General features: G+C 52.6%; 18 protein-coding genes. 7 read left to right on the top strand and 11 right to left on the bottom strand.

What is annotated here, in order from left to right:
- Positions 1–14: 14 nt before the first annotated feature.
- From JFC11_RS03625 to JFC11_RS03615, 3 genes are all read right to left on the bottom strand, one after another.
- Positions 15–1223 (bottom strand): helix-turn-helix domain-containing protein, encoded by a 1209-nt coding sequence (locus tag JFC11_RS03625; protein ID WP_198348744.1) that lies wholly within the window; start codon positions 1221–1223, stop codon positions 15–17.
- 1 nt (position 1224) lies between these two features.
- Positions 1225–1926, bottom strand: a complete 702-nt coding sequence (locus tag JFC11_RS03620) for a hypothetical protein (protein ID WP_198348743.1) — start codon at positions 1924–1926, stop codon at positions 1225–1227.
- 130 nt (positions 1927–2056) lie between these two features.
- Positions 2057–2935, bottom strand: coding sequence for a YicC/YloC family endoribonuclease (locus JFC11_RS03615; RefSeq protein WP_198348742.1), 879 nt, complete (start codon positions 2933–2935; stop codon positions 2057–2059).
- A gap of 143 nt (positions 2936–3078) precedes the next feature.
- Between JFC11_RS03615 and rph the strand changes: the two genes are divergently transcribed.
- Positions 3079–3816 (top strand): ribonuclease PH, encoded by a 738-nt coding sequence (gene rph / locus JFC11_RS03610; RefSeq protein ID WP_083007767.1) that lies wholly within the window; start codon positions 3079–3081, stop codon positions 3814–3816.
- Between the two features lie 99 nt (positions 3817–3915).
- Here rph and JFC11_RS03605 read toward each other — a convergent pair whose 3' ends face one another.
- Entirely contained in the window at positions 3916–4683 is a 768-nt protein-coding gene (locus JFC11_RS03605) for an exodeoxyribonuclease III (protein ID WP_198348741.1), read from the bottom strand.
- Positions 4684–4835: 152 nt separating this feature from the next.
- On the opposite strand from JFC11_RS03605, the gene pyrE reads away from it, so the two are divergent.
- Complete coding sequence (gene pyrE / locus JFC11_RS03600) at positions 4836–5501, top strand: orotate phosphoribosyltransferase (RefSeq protein WP_083007769.1); 666 nt, start codon at positions 4836–4838, stop codon at positions 5499–5501.
- A 9-nt stretch (positions 5502–5510) separates the two neighbouring features.
- Here pyrE and JFC11_RS03595 read toward each other — a convergent pair whose 3' ends face one another.
- The gene (locus JFC11_RS03595) at positions 5511–5987 is read right to left on the bottom strand and encodes a tRNA (cytidine(34)-2'-O)-methyltransferase (protein WP_120386011.1); all 477 of its coding nucleotides are present in this window, start codon (positions 5985–5987) and stop codon (positions 5511–5513) included.
- A 96-nt stretch (positions 5988–6083) separates the two neighbouring features.
- On the opposite strand from JFC11_RS03595, the gene rep reads away from it, so the two are divergent.
- Positions 6084–8153, top strand: a complete 2070-nt coding sequence (rep, locus tag JFC11_RS03590; protein WP_038479809.1) for a DNA helicase Rep — start codon at positions 6084–6086, stop codon at positions 8151–8153.
- A gap of 82 nt (positions 8154–8235) precedes the next feature.
- On the opposite strand, the gene JFC11_RS03585 is transcribed toward rep, so the two are convergent.
- Together JFC11_RS03585 and JFC11_RS03580 are read right to left on the bottom strand one after the other, a co-directional pair.
- Positions 8236–9078 carry a c-type cytochrome gene (locus JFC11_RS03585; RefSeq protein ID WP_038486438.1) on the bottom strand — a complete coding sequence of 281 codons (843 nt, stop codon included), beginning with the start codon at positions 9076–9078 and terminating at the stop codon, positions 8236–8238.
- A gap of 222 nt (positions 9079–9300) precedes the next feature.
- A complete protein-coding gene (locus JFC11_RS03580) occupies positions 9301–10215 on the bottom strand; it encodes a GNAT family N-acetyltransferase (RefSeq protein ID WP_038479812.1) in 915 nt (304 codons plus the stop codon).
- A 49-nt stretch (positions 10216–10264) separates the two neighbouring features.
- Between JFC11_RS03580 and JFC11_RS03575 the strand changes: the two genes are divergently transcribed.
- The 3 genes from JFC11_RS03575 (at position 10265) to JFC11_RS03565 (ending at position 13082) form a co-directional block, all read left to right on the top strand.
- Positions 10265–10924, top strand: a complete 660-nt coding sequence (locus JFC11_RS03575; protein WP_038479814.1) for a response regulator transcription factor — start codon at positions 10265–10267, stop codon at positions 10922–10924.
- A 25-nt stretch (positions 10925–10949) separates the two neighbouring features.
- Entirely contained in the window at positions 10950–12362 is a 1413-nt protein-coding gene (locus JFC11_RS03570) for an ATP-binding protein (protein WP_198348740.1), read from the top strand.
- 102 nt (positions 12363–12464) lie between these two features.
- A complete protein-coding gene (locus tag JFC11_RS03565) occupies positions 12465–13082 on the top strand; it encodes a CBS domain-containing protein (protein WP_198348739.1) in 618 nt (205 codons plus the stop codon).
- Positions 13083–13184: 102 nt separating this feature from the next.
- On the opposite strand, the gene nhaD is transcribed toward JFC11_RS03565, so the two are convergent.
- The 4 genes from nhaD to JFC11_RS03545 all read right to left on the bottom strand — a co-directional run bounded on the left by nhaD (position 13185) and on the right by JFC11_RS03545 (position 18293).
- A complete protein-coding gene (gene nhaD, locus JFC11_RS03560) occupies positions 13185–14651 on the bottom strand; it encodes a sodium:proton antiporter NhaD (RefSeq protein WP_198348738.1) in 1467 nt (488 codons plus the stop codon).
- A gap of 291 nt (positions 14652–14942) precedes the next feature.
- Entirely contained in the window at positions 14943–16310 is a 1368-nt protein-coding gene (glmU, locus tag JFC11_RS03555; protein WP_198348737.1) for a bifunctional UDP-N-acetylglucosamine diphosphorylase/glucosamine-1-phosphate N-acetyltransferase GlmU, read from the bottom strand.
- Positions 16311–16329: 19 nt separating this feature from the next.
- On the bottom strand, positions 16330–17430 hold the full coding sequence (locus tag JFC11_RS03550) for an FAD:protein FMN transferase (protein ID WP_038479829.1): 1101 nt from the start codon (positions 17428–17430) through the stop codon (positions 16330–16332).
- A 62-nt stretch (positions 17431–17492) separates the two neighbouring features.
- Positions 17493–18293 (bottom strand): undecaprenyl-diphosphate phosphatase, encoded by an 801-nt coding sequence (locus JFC11_RS03545; protein ID WP_038479832.1) that lies wholly within the window; start codon positions 18291–18293, stop codon positions 17493–17495.
- A gap of 199 nt (positions 18294–18492) precedes the next feature.
- Here JFC11_RS03545 and JFC11_RS03540 point away from each other — a divergent pair, with 199 nt between their 5' ends.
- Positions 18493–19686 carry a cation diffusion facilitator family transporter gene (locus tag JFC11_RS03540; RefSeq protein WP_038479836.1) on the top strand — a complete coding sequence of 398 codons (1194 nt, stop codon included), beginning with the start codon at positions 18493–18495 and terminating at the stop codon, positions 19684–19686.
- The last annotated feature ends 23 nt before the right edge of the window (positions 19687–19709 follow it).

Here is a 19709-nt window from a genome sequence, read left to right as displayed (position 1 = left end):
ACAAATAGCCCTATCTACTTCTGAAACGGCAGAACCTCTGCCTGCTTTGACCGGCTAGCCCTGGCAGTACGCTTAAGCTTGAGAGGCACTACGTTGTTTGCAGCGTCAGGCTGAACACTTAGGTAACCTGGGCGTAAGTTACACAGCATCTCAATCGTCTCTGGCGGCAGGCCAATCTGGTGAACCAGCTCAGTGCGCTCAAAGATGCCGTTATCTACCAGAAGGTGAGCGCCGCGCATCATTAGCTTGGGTTGCTCGAAAGCCAGAGCATCATCACCTGGTTCGCCCTTCGTCCATTTACGCGCCGAGCGCCCTTTCCACAGCCTTAGCTCTAACTGATCTGTCAACAGCGATAAGTCTCGGCAGCGAACGATCATCGACGCGACCGAGACTTTCCAGCGCGACTTGAGCGAAAGCAGATTATCAAGCGTTGGCCATACGACCTCTTGCGCAAAGCTCTCGGGCGGCATTAAGAAAGCGCTGGCAAAGCGATGTGCCTGCCCTTCTAACAGGTCATACAACTCTTTTTTAGCGTATTGTGCAGTCGGTATTTTGGAGTGCAGTACGACGTGCCCTAACTCATGCGCTGCATCAAAGCGGTTACGGATCGCATTCGCTTTGTCTTCAGCGATCAACACGTAGGGGCGACCATCCAAAATAGAGACATGGGAAACACCGTCCATTTTGACGTGCCCCAGGGTGGCGCGAGTACAAATAATCCCTGCATTTTCCATTACTTGGATCACGTTTGGGATAGGAGCAGAGCCCAACTCCCAAGCCTCACGGCACTCTCTGGCGATGTCTTCGATTTCTTCGTCGCTAATCAATCGGCAGTCGTCTGCCTCCAACATCGGCACGTTAACTTCTGGCCACTCCATTGCATCCTGGAAGAAGTCAGAGATTTCTTGCAGCCACGCTAAATAGAGTTGTGACCTTTCACGTGCCTGCTTGTGAACAGAGGCTTGTGAACGGAAAAAGTAAGGTCGCTGGCTTTCCTGAATAACAGGAGGAACAGGCTTCAAAAACCACATGCGAGAGACTTGAAACACATGGCAAAGACGAGCAAATGACTCGGCCTCAGGTAGCTGGGTGCCTTTTTCCCAGGCCGAAATCGTACTGGAAGAACGACCTACCTGCTCTCCCAGTTCCGCGAGGGTCAGATTTTGGGCCATGCGCAGTTGGTTCAACCGCTGGCCTTGAAAGCCATCAACCCCTGTTCTCATATCACTCGTTTCCACCTTCGTTTTGATCCCGGTTCTCTGCGCGACGCATCCTATCACGCAGGGTCGGATAGGCAATATCCACTATCTCATCACCTACTTCATTGTAGTACTGCCACAACTGGCCTACATCCATAAACAGATGAAACCCCGCCCGAGGGTCACTGTAAGGCACCGCGATGGCCACACCGATTGGGCTGCTATGATCGCTGCTGTCTGTCCACTTCATTGTGTGGGGGAGCAACAACGCATGAAGAGCTTCTTGGCTGGGCCCTAAAGGTGAGGCGGATGCCTTAAAAAGATCAGGATGTTGTTTCTCCAACCTTTTATTGATGAGCCCAAGCAGACGTCTAAAACGCGCATCGCGTATGGGTGGCGTCCTTCCCATGGTAATAACGCTCGTGGTGATCTGCATACTACTGGCACGAACCAAGGCATAGTGGCCACCAGCGGGCTTAGTGACTTGGTTACTTACTTCAAAGTTCTCATCTTTTGGCAGGCTCAGCAGTGCTTCCTGCACGGTGAAATGATGGGACTGCGGCCCTGGCCCAGCCAGAGGCACATGCTTATACGTCTCTTTGAGATGGCTATCGCTCTTCTGAAAAGCCGCCTCTATGCTTTCGAGCATTTGTTGTAAGCGGTGACTAGGTAACTCCTGGCAAATAAAGCGGCACAGCTCTTCTTTGTTCAGTTCTGCTTGATTCACGAGCGACTCCTGGGCAGGACAACGATCCGGCAAAACGGATTATAGACCTATATTTTCCTGTTAACCATCCGATAGAGACTCTCCCCCCATAGCTGATACTTCCATCAAACATGAGATAAACACTACACCATCACTCAATATTCTGAATCTGCTCCCGCATCTGCTCGATTAGCACCTTTAACTCCACTGCACAGCGGGTTGTCTCAGCCACCACGGATTTTGACGACAGCGTGTTAGCTTCGCGGTTGAGTTCCTGCATTAGGAAGTCTAATCGGCGGCCTTTGGGGCCTTTTTGGGCGAGCTGGTGGCTCACTTCTTCTATATGTGCGGTGAGGCGATCCAGCTCTTCATCCACATCGGCTTTTTGCGCTACCAGCACCAGTTCGGCTTCCAGGCGTTGCGGGTCGAGTTCGGTTTTGGCGACTTCTAAGCGTTCCAGCAGTTGGGCGCGCTGGCGCTCTAAAATTTGCGGCAGCAAGCTGCGCACAGTGGCGACTTGTTCACTCACAGCCGTTAGGCGAGTGGTGATCATCTCAGCGAGTTTTTCGCCTTCCCGGGCGCGGGCGTCGATCAACTCGTCTAGCGCTTGGTCAAACAGGGTTTTGGCGGCGGCTTTAATGGCGTCTTGATCAAGGTGCTGGGTTTCCATAACGCCGGGTTGGTTAAGCAGCGCCAGCGTGGTGGGCGGCACGGCACTGGGTACCTGTTGCTGAATGGCGGCCAGGGCATCGGCTATTTCTTTTAAGCGCTGAGCGTTAACCGCAGGGGCTTGGTTGGCTTCGGCGGCTTCAAAACGCAGACTGCACTCTACTTTGCCTCGCGCTAGGCGCGTGCGTAAGGCGTCGCGCAGCACTGGTTCTAGCTCGCGTAGAGCGTCGGGCAGGCGAAAGTGTGGTTCCAGATAGCGCTGATTCACCGAGCGGATTTCTACCTGCAGGGTGCCAAACGGGGCGGCCTGCTCGGTGCGAGCAAAGGCGGTCATGCTGTGTACGTGGCGTGGGTTGGCCATTAAAGTTTCCTGTTCATCGCGCATTTAGGTCAGTCTAACCGATCTTGTGCTGGTAGATACGTCTGCCTTGAATAGGCCCATCAGTGGCGGCGTTGACGTGTACAATAGAGGGCTTTCCCACTGTTAAATTGATGTGAGGTGCTATGCGTCCTGATGTTGTTCGCCCTAGCGGTCGTGAAGCCGACCAGCTTCGTGAAATTCGCATAACCCGCGATTACACCCGCCATGCAGAAGGTTCGGTATTGGTGGAGTTTGGCGATACCAAGGTGCTGTGTAATGCAAGCGTGGAAGCGGGCGTACCACGCTGGTTGCGTGGCAAAAATCAGGGTTGGATCACCGCTGAGTACGGCATGTTGCCCCGTGCCACTCACACCCGCAGTGGCCGTGAAGCGACGCGTGGTAAACAGGGTGGCCGGACGTTGGAAATTCAGCGTTTGATAGGCCGTAGCCTGCGCGCGTCTGTGAACTTGAAGAAGTTGGGCGAATTCACCATTACCGTGGATTGCGATGTGATCCAGGCCGACGGCGGCACTCGTACCGCGTCGATTACCGGTGGCTGCGTGGCGCTGGTGGATGCCATTCGCTACCTACAGCGTGAGAAGAAGATTAAAGGTGACCCCTTTAAACAGCTGGTTAGCGCGATTTCGGTGGGTATTTATAAAGGCGTGCCGGTACTAGACTTAGATTATCCGGAAGATAGCAAAGCCGACACCGACCTGAACGTGGTAATGACTGAAAGCGGCGAGCTGATCGAGGTACAGGGTACTGCAGAGGCGGGGGCGTTTAACCGTACTGAGCTGAATGCGATGCTTGATCTGGCGGAGAAAGCGGGCTCCGAGCTACGCGAAAAACAGCGCGAAGCACTGGGTATTCGCGGCTAAGGCGTTACCTGGCAAATAACTTACGCGCTTACGCAAACAGGCCAGCTTTTAAGCTGGCCTGTTGCTGAGACGGGTAACGCGACGCGGGAAAGTGAGCGCTTACAGCGCTAAGTCATACTCAACGATCAGCGGTGCGAACTCAGAGAAGGTCGCATCGTAATCAATCCACGCGTCGACCACATGGCGACGGAAGTTGGGGCCGACCAGCTGGTAGTCGATCCGCCAGCCTTCTTGGCGCTCACGGGGCACGTCTTGGTCGAGCTTTGGCCACCAGGTATATTCACCAGCGTCGCGATTAATTTCGCGGAAGGTGTCGATAAAGCCGGTTGGGCCAAGTACCTGATCCATCCAGGCACGCTCTTCAGGGCGGAAACCAGAGGTAAGCTGATTGTCCGACCAGTTGGCCAAATCAATGGTTTTATGGGCAATGTGCCAGGTACCGCAGATGATGTATTCGCGGCGTTTGCGCGACATCTTCGTCAGGTACTCTTGATACTGCTCCATAAACGCCTGTTTGGCTTTTTGATCACTTCCATCAGGCATCAAGAAGGTGGCGATGCTGAAGCGGTCATAATCCGCCTGCAGAAAGCGCCCTTCGTGATCGCACTGAGGGAACCCAAGGCCGTACATAATCGCCTTGGGAATTTTGCGGCAATAAAGTGCCACACCGGAGAAACCATCTTCTTCTGCATCCAGAAAGTAGCCTTCGTAGCCTTCCGGATAGAGAATATGGTCGTCCAGTTCAAAGCTTTTTGCCTTGATGTTCTGCACGCAGATCACGTCGGCATCCTGCTGAGCCAGCCAGTCCAGGAAGCCACGGTCGACGGCATCACGTATACCATTGACATTGATGCTGGCAATTTTCATAAATCGTCCCTTTTGCGTCGCTGCTGTATGATACCCGACGTTTAGACGTTTGGGTAAATAGACAAACCAAATCTTGCTATTTAACCCCGTTTTATTGTTGCGTTTACTTAGATTCCTATTACTTACATTCCTATCGACAAGAGAAGACCACCGTGGCCACCACTCTACAACCCTATCAGCGCGATTTCATTGCCTTCGCTATTGAGCAGGGCGTGCTCAAGTTTGGCGAGTTCACGCTTAAGTCGGGGCGAGTAAGCCCTTACTTTTTCAATGCAGGCCTGTTTCAAACCGGCCGTGCCTTGGCCAAGTTAGGCCGATTTTACGCCCAGGCGATTGTCGATAGCGGCCTGCAGGCGGATGTGCTGTTCGGCCCAGCCTATAAAGGCATTCCGCTGGCAGCGGTCACCGCCGCGGCCTTAGCCGACCATCACGACCGCGATATGCCCTACGCGTTTAATCGTAAAGAAGCCAAAACCCACGGCGAAGGCGGCAATATTGTCGGCGCGCCACTGGCCGGCGATATTTTGATCATTGATGACGTGATTACGGCCGGTACGGCTATCCGTGAAGTGATGAGCCTGATTGAGCAAAGCGGTGCCCGCGCGGGCGGCGTGATTATTGCGCTAGACCGCCAAGAGCGCGGCCAGGGCGAGCAAAGTGCTATCCAGGAAGTTCAGGCTCAGTACGGCATGCCGGTTGTCAGTATTGTCACCTTAGAGCAAGTGCTTACTTACCTTGAAGAGCATGCTGGAGGCGAAATGCTGGCTTACGCCGAGGCCGTGCGCGCTTATCGCGACCGCTACGGCATCACGGGCTAGTCGCTGAATCTATCGCTCACTGCCTAATGCGCCAGCATAGCCTTGCTGGCGCCACGCCTCATAGCTAACGATGGCCACCGCATTGGAAAGGTTCAAACTACGGTTATTAGGCTGCATGGGGATGCGCAGTTTCTGTTCTTCAGGCAGCGCAGCATGCACTTGGGGTGAAAGCCCTGCGGTTTCTGAACCGAACAGCAATACGTCGCCCGGGGCGAAGGTCGCGTCACTGTGAGCACGGGTGCCTTTGGTAGTAATCGCCCATAGTGTGCGCCCCTGCATCGCCGCTTGAAACGCCGTAAAATCGGCATGGCGGGTAACATTGTTTAGATCGCGGTAATCTAGCCCGGCGCGCCGCAGCTTTTTCTCTTCGAGATCAAAGCCCAGCGGTTCAATTAAATGTAGTCGGCAGCCATTGTTAGCCACCAGGCGCATAATGTTACCCGTGTTGGGTGCCATACGCGGTTCAAATAGCGCTACTTCAAACATTACCACCTGCCTATTATTAACTCATTGTGCGTTCGCCCAGCGCCGCTGATTGTAATGGAATTTGCCAAGAAACACTTGTAGAGGTCACCCTTCGCCATGACGCCCCAACCGCCAAAGAGCATTCTTAGCCGTATTAAAGGGCTAAACCCGCGCCAGCAAGAAGCGGTGCGCTATATCGATGGCCCCTGTTTGGTCTTGGCGGGCGCCGGGTCTGGTAAAACCAGCGTTATTACCACCAAAATTGCCTATCTAGTGCAAGAGTGCGGCATGAGCGCGCGCAAAATAGCGGCGGTTACCTTTACCAATAAAGCCGCCAGGGAGATGAAAGAGCGCGTTGGGCAAATGCTGAAGGGTAAAGAGGGCCACGGGCTAACGGTGTCGACATTTCACAATCTGGGACTGAATATTATTCGTGGCGAGCTGAAAACCCTGGGCTACAAGCCGGGCTTTTCGTTGTTCGACCCGGAAGATGCCAAAGCACTGCTGCGCGATTTGATGAACAAAGACGCTCAGGTAGACGCTGAGCAGATCAACGCTGTGCAAGCCAAAATATCCACGTGGAAGAACGATTTAGTGCTGCCCAGTGATGCGCTTTCGTTTGCCGCGGATGATGACGAGCACTTTGCCGCACGGGTTTATGAAGCTTACGTACGCCACTTGAAAGCCTATAACGCGGTGGATTTCGACGACCTGATTCTGCTGCCGGTGGTGCTCCTGCAACGCGACCCAGAGGCACTGGCCCGCTGGCGGAACAAAATCCACTACATGCTAGTGGATGAGTACCAGGACACTAACGTTTCCCAGTACCTGTTGGTGAAACTGCTGATGGCCGAGCGGGCGACCTTTACCGTGGTCGGCGACGACGACCAGTCAATCTACGCGTGGCGCGGCGCACGGCCTGAAAACCTGGTGACCCTTGGCGAAGACTTCCCACGCCTGAAAGTGGTTAAGCTGGAGCAGAACTACCGCTCGACCGGCACTATCTTGCGCGCGGCCAACACGTTAATTGCCAATAACCCGCACGTTTACGATAAAACTCTGTGGTCGGATATGGGCGATGGCGCGCCTATCCGGGTTATCGTCAACCGCCATGAAGAGGCGGAGTCCGAGCGGGTAGCCAGCGAAATGCTGACTCGGCGCATCAAAGAGAAGGCAGAATGGCGAGATTTTGCGGTGCTCTATCGGGGTAATTTTCAGGCACGTTTATTAGAGCTCAAGCTGCAGCATTACCAAATTCCCTACAAGCTTTCCGGTGGTACGTCGTTTTTCTCTCGCAATGAGATCAAGGACACCATGGCCTATCTGCGGCTGTTAATTAATCCCGCTGATGACAATGCCTTTTTACGCATTGTGAATGTGCCCCGCCGTGAAATCGGCCCCGGCACGCTGGAAAAGCTGGCCAACTATGCAACAGAACGCTCTATCTCGCTGTTTGCTGCCTGCCACGAGCTGGGGTTAGAGCAAACGCTGCCGACTCGGGCCGTGGAACGCCTGTCACGCTTTACACACTTTATTGATGGCGTGCGCAAACGCATGGATCAAGACGATGCCATCGCGGCCATTCGCGATATGCTGCGCGATATGGATTACGAAGCCTGGCTGTACCAAAACGCCAGTGCCCCGACCGTCGCTGAACGGCGCATGGCCAACGTATGGATTTTGATTGATCAGCTAGAAAAGTCGCTAAACCGCGACCCCGAAGATGCAGATGATTCCACTGCGACGGAAACCGATGGCGTCGAAGCTGCTATTTCGCGTTTAGTGCTTCGGGATATTCTTGAGCAACAGGCCGAAGAAGACGACTCCGACCGTGTGCAACTACTCACTATGCATGCCTCGAAAGGGCTGGAGTTTCCCCATGTCTATTTGATGGGCTTAGAGGAAGACTTGCTGCCCCACCGTAACGCTATTGAAATGGAGACAGTAGAAGAAGAGCGCCGCTTGGCTTATGTCGGCATCACTCGGGCAAGACGCACGCTAACACTCACGCTAGCCCGCCAGCGTAAAGCGTATGGTGAGCTGATGGACTGCCAGCCCAGCCGCTTTTTAGACGAACTGCCCGCTGATGATTTGGAGTGGGAGGGACGCGCCGATAAAGAAGATCCCGAGAAAAAGCAGGCGCGTGGCAAAGATGCCTTGGCAGGCATTCGCTCACTGTTAGGCTGAAGAAACAAATCATAAGCAAAAAAATATCCACAGGGGGTTTTAGCAACCCGCCTGTGGATACATCATTCAGCAACGGCAATAATTACTGTGCCTGAGACACCATGTAATCGACAACGGCCATGATCTCTTCGTCAGAGGCACTGCTACCACCGCGTGGTGGCATCACGCCTTTGCCGTTAAATACGCTTTGGTAGAGCGCATCGGTACCCTGCTCGATACGCGGGCCCCACGCTTCGGCATCGCCTAGCTTGGGCGCACCAGCGACACCGGCAGCATGGCAAGCCACACAACCAGCACTGGCATAAAGCGCTTCACCATCTAAACCGCTGCCACCACTAGAAGCTTCGTCTTCACTGGCGACTGCTTCTTCTTCGCTAGCTGCAGCGTCAGTTGTCTCTTCACCGGCATCCTCTGTCACAGCCGTATCGTCGCTGGCGCCCTCTTCAGTCGCTTCAGCAGCCGCTTCTTCTTCACCGCCCCCTAGCTCGGGAACCTCCATGACAGGCTCAACCATGTAAGCCACCGCCGCTTCCATCTCTTCGTCAGAAAGGTTGGGGTTGCCGCCTCGAGCGGGCATTGCACCAATACCGTTGATGGCATGCTCTAATAACGTGGCAAAGCCTTGCTCAGTACGTTCAGCCCATGCGGCTTCATCAGCACGCACCGGAGCGCCAGCAGCGCCGGTTTCGTGGCACGCCATACAGATATTGTTGTAAATACCTTCGCCATCGATCTCATCGCCGCCGCCACTAGCGGCAGCCGGCGCTGCTGCAGTACCACAGTCTTGGCCTTGCAAGCAAAGTTGACCTACCGGCGCTAGGCGCTCAGCGATTGCGTCACGTGCTGCGTCTTGGGCATAAGCACCGGATGTGCCTGCCATGACGCCTAGGGCCGCCAGCCCGCTCATGATCAGCTTAGATTTCACTCTCACCACCTCTTGAGTTTTGTCATAAAACGTTTTGTGCTTAACCCCTGCGCGCGGCAGCGACATCATCAACCTGCGGCAACCGAGACGCCAAGACGTGCATATCGCATTAGTATACCGAGAACGCTAAGCGTAAGAAAATGCTACTAAGCGCGGCAATTCAACCTATGCCGTACTCTGTGCTTTATTCAGCAGTTTAAAAAAGGTGCCAACGATCCCTAGTCAACACCAAGCCAGTAAACGCTGCTGAGCATAACGCGTAAACCCTGCCTGAGCATATACACGCTTTGCGGGGATATTCTGCGCATCAACGGTGAGCGTGATGTCACTGGCTCCCGCCTGGCTAGCCAACGCCTGCGCTTGCTGAATAATTGCCTTGCCCATTCCCCCGCCACGCCACTCAGGCAACAGCCCCATCAACTGCAATGACCAGCGCTGGGTCGTATGGTTAGGAGCAAGTAATAGCACGCCGACGGTTTCCCCCTGATGCCGCACTTGATACCAGTGCTCTGGTGCCTGCGGCGCTTGGTCATAAAATCCAGCAAGCAAGGTGTCAATGGTGAGCGCTTCGCGAAGCCCTGGGCAGTCTAACGAGCCTTCACTGACGTTCGCTACCAGCGCCCGCTGTTGCGCGGGAGACAATTCAGCAAAGGGGCTTAGCGTTAGCATGTTAGCGAGCGATTGAACGGTTTGGCACTGCCACATAAGGTGCTCCAGGGTGGCAAGTACCCGCATGTTGTGGGCGACTAGTGCCGTTTCCCAGTTGGTTGCATTATCAGGTAACACCACATGACATAGCGCTATCGGCTGCTCGTTTACCCAGCCTTGCAAGGCTTTCAACAGCGCATCAGATGCCGAATTATGTTGCCTGGGCAGCCAAAGCTGAGCCGTTTGATTAGCCAATGGCTGTACCCAGGCGGCGGCTTCGATATGGCCCGCTTGGGTAGCTATCCAAAGGCCCTGCCAAACAGCGTCAGAGCCAGCTTTTATCGTTGATAAGGCATGCTGTAATGCAGGCTGCTGCGTAGGATCATGCACCGCAGCTAAATGCAGTAATGCTTCACGCCGTTGTTCAGGTGGGCACTGCATTACTGCGCAGGCTAAGGAGCGGTGGCCGAAAGAAGAATGACGTGTCATGTTACGTTCCTGAGTAGCCCGCCGTGAATGAAAGGAGTCATCCATCGATATGCGCATTTTACTGGTTGAGGACGACCCTAGTTTGGCGTTGGGGATTCGTATGGCGCTGAAACCTGAGCACTATACGGTAGATCATTTAGCCGATGGCAATAACGCGCTTCATGCGCTTAAAAATGAACCCTTTGATGCGGTCATCCTAGACCTTGGTTTGCCGACGATTGATGGCATGGAAGTGCTGCGCGCTATTCGCCAGCATGGCAGCCAACTGCCGATTTTGGTTCTGACCGCCCGCGATGCGATGGATAACCGCATCGAGGGATTGGATGCGGGTGCCGACGACTACCTCACTAAACCTTTCGAAGTAGCAGAATTAAAAGCGCGTCTGCGTGCTTTGTTACGCCGTAGCCAAGGACAATCCAGCGGCTTGCTCACCTGTCGTGAGATTAGCCTGGACCCGCAGACCTTACAGGTGAGTTATCAACATCAAGTGATCACACTTTCGCGCCGTGAGCTAACGCTACTGCAGGAGTTTATGAGCCATCCAGGCCGTGTGTTCACCCGCGATACCTTAACGCGATTAGTCTACGGCTGGGAGGAAGATGTCGAAAGCAACGCTATCGAAGTGCATATCCACCATTTACGGCGAAAGCTGTTTCCTGAGGTCATCCGCACCGTAAGAGGGATCGGCTATGTCATGGATAAATCGTGATGATTAAATGGCACCAGGCAAGCCTATGAGCTCTATTCGTCAGCGCACCCTGGGGCTTGCGCTGCTTGTGTTTGGCGCGAGCATGCTAGTGATTGGCTTTATTAGCTATCGCTATGCTGCCCATGAGATTGAAGAACTTCATGATGCTAGCCTGGCACAAAATGCCCGTTTGCTAGAAGGGCTACTACAGGCACCACTGCCTGATAGCGACCGTACGCTTTTATTAAATAGCGTGGAGGATGCGCTGCTACGTGCAGAGCAATCCGATAACCGTTTTGCAGGCCATCGCTATGAAACCAAGCTGGCGTTTCAGCTTTGGGAAGGCGACCGTCTTCTGCTGCGTTCCGCCAGCGCCCCCGATACACCGCTTACCCAGCAACCACCGGGTTATTCAACGCTGTCGGTGAATCAGCATGACTGGCGCATTTACGTCCTGGAAATTACTGGCACAGACAAACGCGTGGTGGTGGGCGAGCGAGAGGACGCGCGTGGTGAACTGATCAGTTCAGTGGCACTACGCACCTTATTACCTGATCTCATTGGTCTACCGTTACTGACACTATTACTCTGGTGGTCGATCGGCTGGGGGCTCGCTCCTTTATCGCGTATGGCAGAGCAAATCCGTACCCGCGATCCCCACCACCTAAAACCGCTGACGCTTCATCCACTTCCCCTAGAACTGGAGACCATTTCTGGCGCCATAAACCGGCTGTTGGAACGGCTCCGCCAACTGCGTATTCGCGAAAAGCGCTTTATTGCCGATGCGGCCCACGAGCTGCGCACCCCCTTAGCAGTACTTGATTTGCATGCGCAAAATGCGCTCACTGCTGACAACGCCGATGACCGAGAGGAAGCCCTGCACCACTTACGCAGCGGCGTGGCCCGCTCAACGCGGCTAGTCTCTCAGCTATTAACCCTGGCACGCCTAGACCCCGAAGAAGAACCATTACCAGAGTATCGCTGTTCCGATGTATTACATGAAACGCGCGAAACCTTGGCAAAGCTCTCTCCGCTAGCCGCAGAGCGACATCAACAGCTGTTACTGGACGCGGATGACTCAGCTAACTGGGCAATAGAAGAAGAACCCGGCGCTATCGAAACACTGGTACAAAATCTAGTGGGTAACGCCATTCAACACTCGCCTGCGCAAGGTGCTATCACGGTCACGCTTGAGGCATCGACAAGAGACGTTATCGTCACTGTTGATGATCAAGGACCCGGTATTCCTGCAGCGCAACGCAGCCGGGTGATGGAGCGTTTCCAACGTGCAGGGGCTAGTGCTGGCGCGGGATTGGGGCTATCGATTGTCGAGCGCTTGGTCAAACGCCATCAAGGCAGCCTGCAACTTGATGACGCGCCAGATGGTGGGCTGCGCGTGCGAGTAACGTTGGGCAGGCACGCCCTAACACAGCGTCAGCCAAAAAATAATCGGCCATAAGAGAGCTGTTAAGATTCCCATAAGAATTCCGTGCAAGTGTGAAAGTACAAGATAGGCAATGCCATTAACGACCTATCTATTCACATAACGGAGATTCCCTGAATGAATATGCTCGTCCACTCCCCCAAACCACTGATCCAGTTTGGTGAAACGCCACTGCTTATTACGCCAACAGCAAAACAGTTAACACCTGAAAGCCCTGCGTTATCGGTGCTAACAGATTTTACTCAGGTCACGCCTCAGTCAGTATCCGCTGATACGCCCATCGACGATGCCCATTTAAAAATGCGCCATGGCGGTGTTCGCCTATTGTTTGTTCTCGATAAAGCGAACCACTGCATTGGTGTGCTCACCGCCAAAGAAGTCATCGGAACACGGCGTATTAACTTGGCGATGCAGCAGAGAAACCTTGATCGTACAGAAATTACAGCTGATATGATTATGACGCCCTGGCAAAAGCTTAGTGCAATGCCCTTTGAGCAACTTAACTCATTAACGATTGAAGACCTTGTGCTCTCCATGGAGCGTTTTACAGAACAGCACCTGTTGATTACTGAGCATAAACAAAATCAACCATTAAGCGTGCGCGGCATTATTTCTGCCACCGATATACAACACGCCATGGGCAATAAAGCCACGGTGCAGGTCACCTCTTCAACAGTGCCAACTGCTAGTAGCTTTGCCGATATTTGCAAAGTCATTACCGGGCACGATTTATAGTCTCGAAGCCTAACTGGCCAAGTCCACCGATAGCCTTTACCAAAACGCCCCTTATCAATTGATAAGGGGCGTTTGTTTTACCTCTCTGAATTAACCGCTTATTTAAAACAGCGCTGCATTAATCCATAGATGAACCACAATGCTGGCGGCATAGCCCAGCAAAATAGCGGGAGCCCAGCGGATGTGCCCCATAAAGGTATAAATGCCCCGAGCTTGGCCCATTAACGCTACTCCCGCTGCAGATCCCATCGAAAGCAGACTACCGCCCACACCGGCGGTTAAGGTAATCAGCAACCAGTTGCCTTCCGACATATCCGGTGCCATGGAAAGTACCGCAAACATCACTGGGATGTTATCAACGACCGCTGAAATCATCCCCAGCACGACGTTAGCCCACACCGGGTTCCAGCTACCGTAAAGGGTTTCTGACAATAGACTTAAATAGCCCATGAAACCCAGGCCGCCAACACACATCACGACCCCATAAAAGAATAACAATGTGTCCCACTCTGAGCGGGCAATACGGCTGAAGATATCAAAAGGCACCACGCTGCCCAGTTGCTCAAGCTTCTTCCAATCGCCGCGACGTGAGTAACGCTCACGTTTGCGCTCCAGAGAACGCGGCAAGCTGCGGCGTAGGTAGTAACCAAAGAACTGCAGCAGGCCAAGGCCAAACATCATGCCCATTGCCGGGGGCAAATAAAGCACCGAGTGACACAGCACTGAGATCGCCACAGTAATCAAAAACAGCGCGATAATGCGCCGCGCCCCACGTTTAAGCCAAACATTCTCTTTGAGCGATGCAGGCTGACGATTAACGATGAAGAAATTCATAATCACCGCTGGCACCATAAAGTTGACGATGGCTGGCATCAATAGCGCAAAGAAACCACCAAATGGTACCTGGCCCGCCTGCCACACCATCAACGTGGTGATATCACCAAACGGGCTGAACGCGCCGCCTGCGTTTGATGCTACCACCACGTTGACACAGCACAGACTAATAAACTTTTTATCGCCTTCGGCCACCTTCAACACAACCGCGCACATCAACATCGCCGTGGTCATGTTGTTGGCAATGGCAGAAATACCAAAGGCAAGACAGCCCGTAATCCAAAACAGGCTACGGTAACTAAAGCCTTTGCGAACAAGCCATGCCCGCAGGGCATCAAAGATACGGCGCTCTTCCATGGCGTTGATATAGGTCATCGCTACCAGCAAGAACAGTAACAACTCGGTGTACTCAAGCAGCGTTTCTTTAAAAGCAGCTTCCGCTTCATGAGGCATGCCCGCTTGTACATAGACCCACGCCACCAGGGCCCAGATAAGCCCAGCGGCTACCAGGACTGGTTTAGATTTGCGCATATGAATCAATTCTTCGCTCATCACCAAGGCATAGGCAAGAACGAAGATGACAACAGAGGCGATACCAACAAACGAAACGGTAAGGTCTAAAGGGCCAGAAGCGGCATAGGAGAGGGTGGGAAAAGCAAACAAACATAGCGCAATCAACAACCAAGCAAACCGGCAAGTAGACTGCCGCATTGCAAGGACGTTAGGTGGTTTCATAGTGAAGTGATCCTGGCAGGGTTAAGAAAGACCGCCACGATGATAAGCACACTAATTACGTGCTGCAACGCAGCGGGCGTGCTAAAGATGCGGCCATTTGCCGCATCTTGTAAAGCAGTTTTACACTGCCCGAAAAATTTACTCTAGTAGTGCTTTACTCGACCATAACACGCTTGGCTAGGTGACGTGGCTGATCCACATCCGTGCTTTTTAGAACCGCCACGCATAACCATTAATCTCTAGATAGGGTAAAACACTGTTAGAACCTAACAAGTCAGCTAGATAATAAATTTATTTAGCTTTTTTAACCGGGCGAGGCCAGTCTGGTTTTTCTAACTGACGGCTGCGGGTTACCGCCAACGCGTGCTCTGCCACGTCTTTCGCAATGGTAGAACCTGCGCCAATCGTGGCTCCTTTGCCCACCGTGACAGGGGCCACTAAGGCGGTGTTAGAACCAATAAAGGCGTTATCACCAATCTCGGTGCGGTGTTTGTTCACGCCGTCGTAGTTGCAGGTAATAGTGCCCGCGCCCACGTTCACATCCCGCCCCAGGCGAGCATCACCAACGTAGCTTAAGTGATTGATTTTACTTCCTTCACCGACATCTGCATTTTTGGTTTCAACAAAGTTTCCTACTTTAGCTTTGACTGCTAGGCGTGTGCCGGGGCGCAGCCGTGCAAAGGGGCCAACTTGGTTCAATCCAGCAGCGACTGTTGTATCGATCACACTATGGCTGTCGATAACGCTTTCAGCGCCAATCGTGCTGTTTTTAATCACGCAGTAAGGCCCAACCCGCACCCCTTCACCCAGCTCTACGTCACCTTCAAACACGCAGCCCACGTCGATAAACACATCATGACCACAGGTGAGCTTACCGCGTATATCAATTCTTGCCGGGTCGGCCAATGCAACGCCTTGGGCCATTAACGCCTCAGCTTGCTGCAGTTGATAAGCGCGCTCTAAACGAGCCATTTGTGAACGGTTATTCACGCCTTCAACTTCTACTGCACTGGCTGGCTGGGCAGTACACACTTTGATGCCTTCATTTGCCGCCATCGCAATCACATCAGTTAAATAGTACTCGCCCTGGGCATTTTCGGCAGAAAGCTGTGGTAGCCACCGTTTAAGCTGAGCACTGGTCATCGCCATGATGCCGGTATTGCATTCGGTAATGGCAAGCTGGTCGGCACTGGCATCTTTTTGCTCAATAATAGCCACTGCCTCACCGTCATCATTACGAACAATGCGTCCGTAACCAGACGGATCTTCCAACGTAACGGTCAGTAGCCCCATGTGCTGCTCATCAACCTGGCTGAGAAGTGCCATCAGTGATTCACGGCGGATCATGGGAACATCACCATACAGAACCAACACGTTCCCATTACCTAATTGAGACTGCGCTTGAGCAACTGCATGGCCAGTACCTTTTTGCTCTTCCTGAACCGCAAACGTTACATTGCTCTCTGCTAGCGCTTCGCGTAGTTGGTCTGCACCATGGCCAATCACGACATGCGTACGAGTAGGTGTAAGACCACTGGCAGTATCTAACACATGTTGCACCATAGATTTGCCTGCCAGCGTATGCAGCACTTTTGGTGTTTGTGAGCGCATACGTGTGCCTTTTCCAGCGGCAAGGATAACGACATCAAGGTCTTGCATTTTAGTCACCTGTAACGGTTTAACGGTTGGCGGCGGGAGCTTCCCAGGCTTCAATACCCAGTTCATCTATAAGCGCTTCATCGAAGTATTCCACGAAGGCGGGACTGGCCACGCTTCGCCAATGATCGTTCTCTTTCACTAACATCAATACATTGAGGTTATTCTCAATTGCCATCTGCATCCCCTCTTCGCTACCTGCGACTGAGATAGCCGTGGACCACGCGTCGGCCCATGCATTAGAGGGGTGAAAAACAGACACGGACGCTAACTGATGCTTAACCGGCCGACCGGTGCGAGGATCGATAGTGTGGGAAAAACGCTCACCATCTACTTCAAAATAGTTGCGATAATCCCCAGATGTTGCAACCGACATACTTTCAAGAGGAATAACATGCTGTGCTTCTGGTACGCCGTTATGTGGTACCTCAATCCCAACACGCCAAGGGCTTTGCTCTTCTAAGTCACGGTATCCACGGGCAATTAATTCGCCACCAATATTAACGAGGTAGTTTTCAATCCCCTGTTGATCCAGATATGCCCCAACGCGGTCAGTGCCATGTCCCTTAGCCACACCCGACAAATCAGCAAATACATCCCGCGAGCGCCGCGCCTGCATAAGCTGAGTATCGATTTCAACCGCATCATAGCCAATCGTGGCCATGCGTTCGCTAAGCTCCGCGTCTGAAGGCACCTCTTCAGGGCGTGCTTCAGGGCCAAAACTCCATAAATTGACCACATCGCCAACGGTAATATCAAACGCGCCGTTGCTTGCTTCTGATACCGAATGGCTAATCGCAAGCACTTCAATTAACTCGTTAGAAAGCGGTTGCCATTCATTAAGGGGAGCATCATTAAAGACCACAAGCTCGGCGTCATCGCGGTAAGTCGACATCGCTTGATCAACGTCGTTGAGTTCCGCTAGGAAACCTTCTTCCAATGCATTCGCTTCGCCTTGGGTTAGCGGGTCCGCAATGGTGACTTGATAAAACGTCCCAAAAATACCGCCTTCAAAGCGAACAGGAGTATCTAAAGGCCGATCATTTTCTGAACACCCCATTAATGCCCCAGCAGCAATGAGCAATAGTCCCGAACATTTTAACCACCGAGAATTAATCTTCATTTTATTTTTCCTTGAATAAAACGCACTGGGTTAACAATGGAAAACCTCTATCGCTGAAAGAACTAGAAGTGGAAAAACCATAGCAACCAAGCCCCAAACAGCACCCGATACACCACAAATGGCTGCATGCCCAGCTTTTTAATCACAACCAGGAAGTAGTGGATACACACATAGGCGCTAATGCCCGAGAGTAAAGTACCTACCAGCATGGCCGGTATATCGATAAGCTGAGGGTCTTTCAGTAAGTTTATTGCCTCAAGGCCACCTGCCAGCACAATGACAGGAATTGACAGTAGAAATGAAAACCGTGCTGCGCCCTCTCGGCTCATCCCCACCATTAATGCCGCCGTAATGGTGATGCCTGAGCGCGAGGTACCAGGAATAAGTGCCAATACTTGAGCGCCACCAATGATGAGCACATCTTTTAACGTCATCTGGTATTCGCTACGCGTGCCGCGTTTTTTCCAGTCTGCGTAACCAAGTAGCAGACCAAAAACAATCAAACTGGCACCAATGATTAGCGTAGAGCGCATGTAACCTGAGATCACATCGTGAAGCAAAAAACCGACGATACACACTGGCAACGTGGCAATAACGACCCAAAACGCCAACATGGCATCATCATTAACCGCTTGGCCGCGAAGTGCGGCCAAGCTGCTAGCGATCATTCTGCCAATTTCATGCCTAAAATAGATCACAACAGCGCTTAAACTGCCAAGATGCAGCGCCACATCGAAGGCAAGGCCCTGATCTTCCCAGGCAGTCAAAACAGGTACCAATATAAGGTGGGCTGAACTCGATATAGGTAAAAACTCGGTGAGCCCCTGAACTACCGCTAACACAACTACCTGTAACCAATCCATGGGTTATCCTGTGCTTAACTATTAATGATATTTATGTGCTTTGTGACATTCATGCGCTCGCAATGGCGCTAAGGATACACATCCCTTAATTCATTGTCCGCATCCAGCATACGAGCAAATTCACAAGAAGGTATAGAGCTTAGACACTGTGCGCTACAATAGACATCTATTGGAAGTATGTGCCCCAGCAAGGTTCCTCATGACTCAGACCGTAGAATCGCCAGTGGTTCCCAAGCATGAGCTAGATAGCCGAGAGGCCAAGCGTGTTACTTATATTGGCGCTTGGCTGGATGGCTTGTTGAGCATTGTTAAAGTCGTGGTAGGCTTTTGGGTGGGCTCGGCGGCGCTGATTGCCGATGGTATCCATTCACTTTCAGATCTTGTGACCGACGGTTTTGTACTAGCTGCTATCCACTACGGCCGCCAGGAACCAGACGATGATCATCATTACGGTCATGGCCGTATCGAAACCCTAACGACGCTACTGCTGGGTAGCGTACTGATATTTGTGGCAGGTGGTATCGCCTGGTCTAGCCTTGATCGTTTGTTTAGTGGTACTGAGGTTAGTGCCCCTGGCATGGTGGCTATTGTCATTACAATCATTGCCTTGTTCAGTAAAGAGTGGATTTTTCGCTATACCATGCGCGTTGCTAAACGCGTTAAATCTAAGCTATTGGAAGCAAACGCTTGGCATTCCCGCAGCGATGCACTCTCCACCGCAGTAGTATTGGTTGCATTAATTGGCGCACAGTTTGGTTTGGGCTGGCTAGACGCTGTCGCCGCTATCATTGTTGGCTTACTAGTTGGCAAAGTAGGTTGGGATTTACTCTGGGAGTCAGCAAGAGAACTAGTGGATACCGCGCTACCTGAAAGCGTTCAACGACAAATGCATAATGTTGCTCAAAGCGTCCCAGGGGTAGACAGTGTTCATGACTTACGCACCCGCCAGTCTGCAGGCTGGGTCATGGTCGACTTACATGTGGTGGTCGGGCCAAAAATCACTGTGTCTGAAGCCCATGAAATCGGCAACGAAGTAAGTCGACGTTTACGGCATGAGTTTCCATTGCTCACCGATGTTATTTTTCACGTTGACCCCGAAGATGATGCTGGAGAAGGCGATCCCAGCCGTCTCCCCGGCCTCCCGCTGCGGCCCGAAGTGGAAGCCGCACTGAACGAGCGCTGGTATATGCATCCTGTCTGGCGCACATTAACCGAGCTGCAACTCCACTATTTAGACGATAAAGTGTCGGTATCGCTGATTATCGGCGATTCCGTACACCAGCCCCCCCAGTGCTTAGCCAGCCAACTAAAGGCGCTCGCCAGCGATATTGAGTGGCTAGGCCACGTGGAAGTTATGTTTATTACCCGCGCTGCCAGCAGTGCCATGCGTTAAAACTGTCTAAGTTAAAATTGGCT

Origin of the sequence: Vreelandella alkaliphila, from assembly GCF_016107625.1 — a bacterium.
Classification (GTDB): domain Bacteria; phylum Pseudomonadota; class Gammaproteobacteria; order Pseudomonadales; family Halomonadaceae; genus Vreelandella; species Vreelandella alkaliphila.
The sequence above is the reverse complement of the archived record's forward strand: the minus strand, read 5'-3'. Positions and strand labels throughout refer to the sequence as shown.

Coding starts and splice junctions, on each gene's coding strand:
- JFC11_RS03625 (WP_198348744.1), bottom strand. CDS start 1,223: ATGAGAACAGGGGTTGATGGCTTTCAAGGCCAGCGGTTGAACCAACTG.
- JFC11_RS03615 (WP_198348742.1), bottom strand. CDS start 2,935: ATGGCCAACCCACGCCACGTACACAGCATGACCGCCTTTGCTCGCACC.
- rph (WP_083007767.1), top strand. CDS start 3,079: ATGCGTCCTGATGTTGTTCGCCCTAGCGGTCGTGAAGCCGACCAGCTT.
- JFC11_RS03605 (WP_198348741.1), bottom strand. CDS start 4,683: ATGAAAATTGCCAGCATCAATGTCAATGGTATACGTGATGCCGTCGAC.
- JFC11_RS03595 (WP_120386011.1), bottom strand. CDS start 5,987: ATGTTTGAAGTAGCGCTATTTGAACCGCGTATGGCACCCAACACGGGT.
- rep (WP_038479809.1), top strand. CDS start 6,084: ATGACGCCCCAACCGCCAAAGAGCATTCTTAGCCGTATTAAAGGGCTA.
- JFC11_RS03580 (WP_038479812.1), bottom strand. CDS start 10,215: ATGACACGTCATTCTTCTTTCGGCCACCGCTCCTTAGCCTGCGCAGTA.
- JFC11_RS03575 (WP_038479814.1), top strand. CDS start 10,265: ATGCGCATTTTACTGGTTGAGGACGACCCTAGTTTGGCGTTGGGGATT.
- JFC11_RS03570 (WP_198348740.1), top strand. CDS start 10,950: ATGAGCTCTATTCGTCAGCGCACCCTGGGGCTTGCGCTGCTTGTGTTT.
- JFC11_RS03565 (WP_198348739.1), top strand. CDS start 12,465: ATGAATATGCTCGTCCACTCCCCCAAACCACTGATCCAGTTTGGTGAA.
- nhaD (WP_198348738.1), bottom strand. CDS start 14,651: ATGAAACCACCTAACGTCCTTGCAATGCGGCAGTCTACTTGCCGGTTT.
- glmU (WP_198348737.1), bottom strand. CDS start 16,310: ATGCAAGACCTTGATGTCGTTATCCTTGCCGCTGGAAAAGGCACACGT.
- JFC11_RS03550 (WP_038479829.1), bottom strand. CDS start 17,430: ATGAAGATTAATTCTCGGTGGTTAAAATGTTCGGGACTATTGCTCATT.
- JFC11_RS03545 (WP_038479832.1), bottom strand. CDS start 18,293: ATGGATTGGTTACAGGTAGTTGTGTTAGCGGTAGTTCAGGGGCTCACC.
- JFC11_RS03540 (WP_038479836.1), top strand. CDS start 18,493: ATGACTCAGACCGTAGAATCGCCAGTGGTTCCCAAGCATGAGCTAGAT.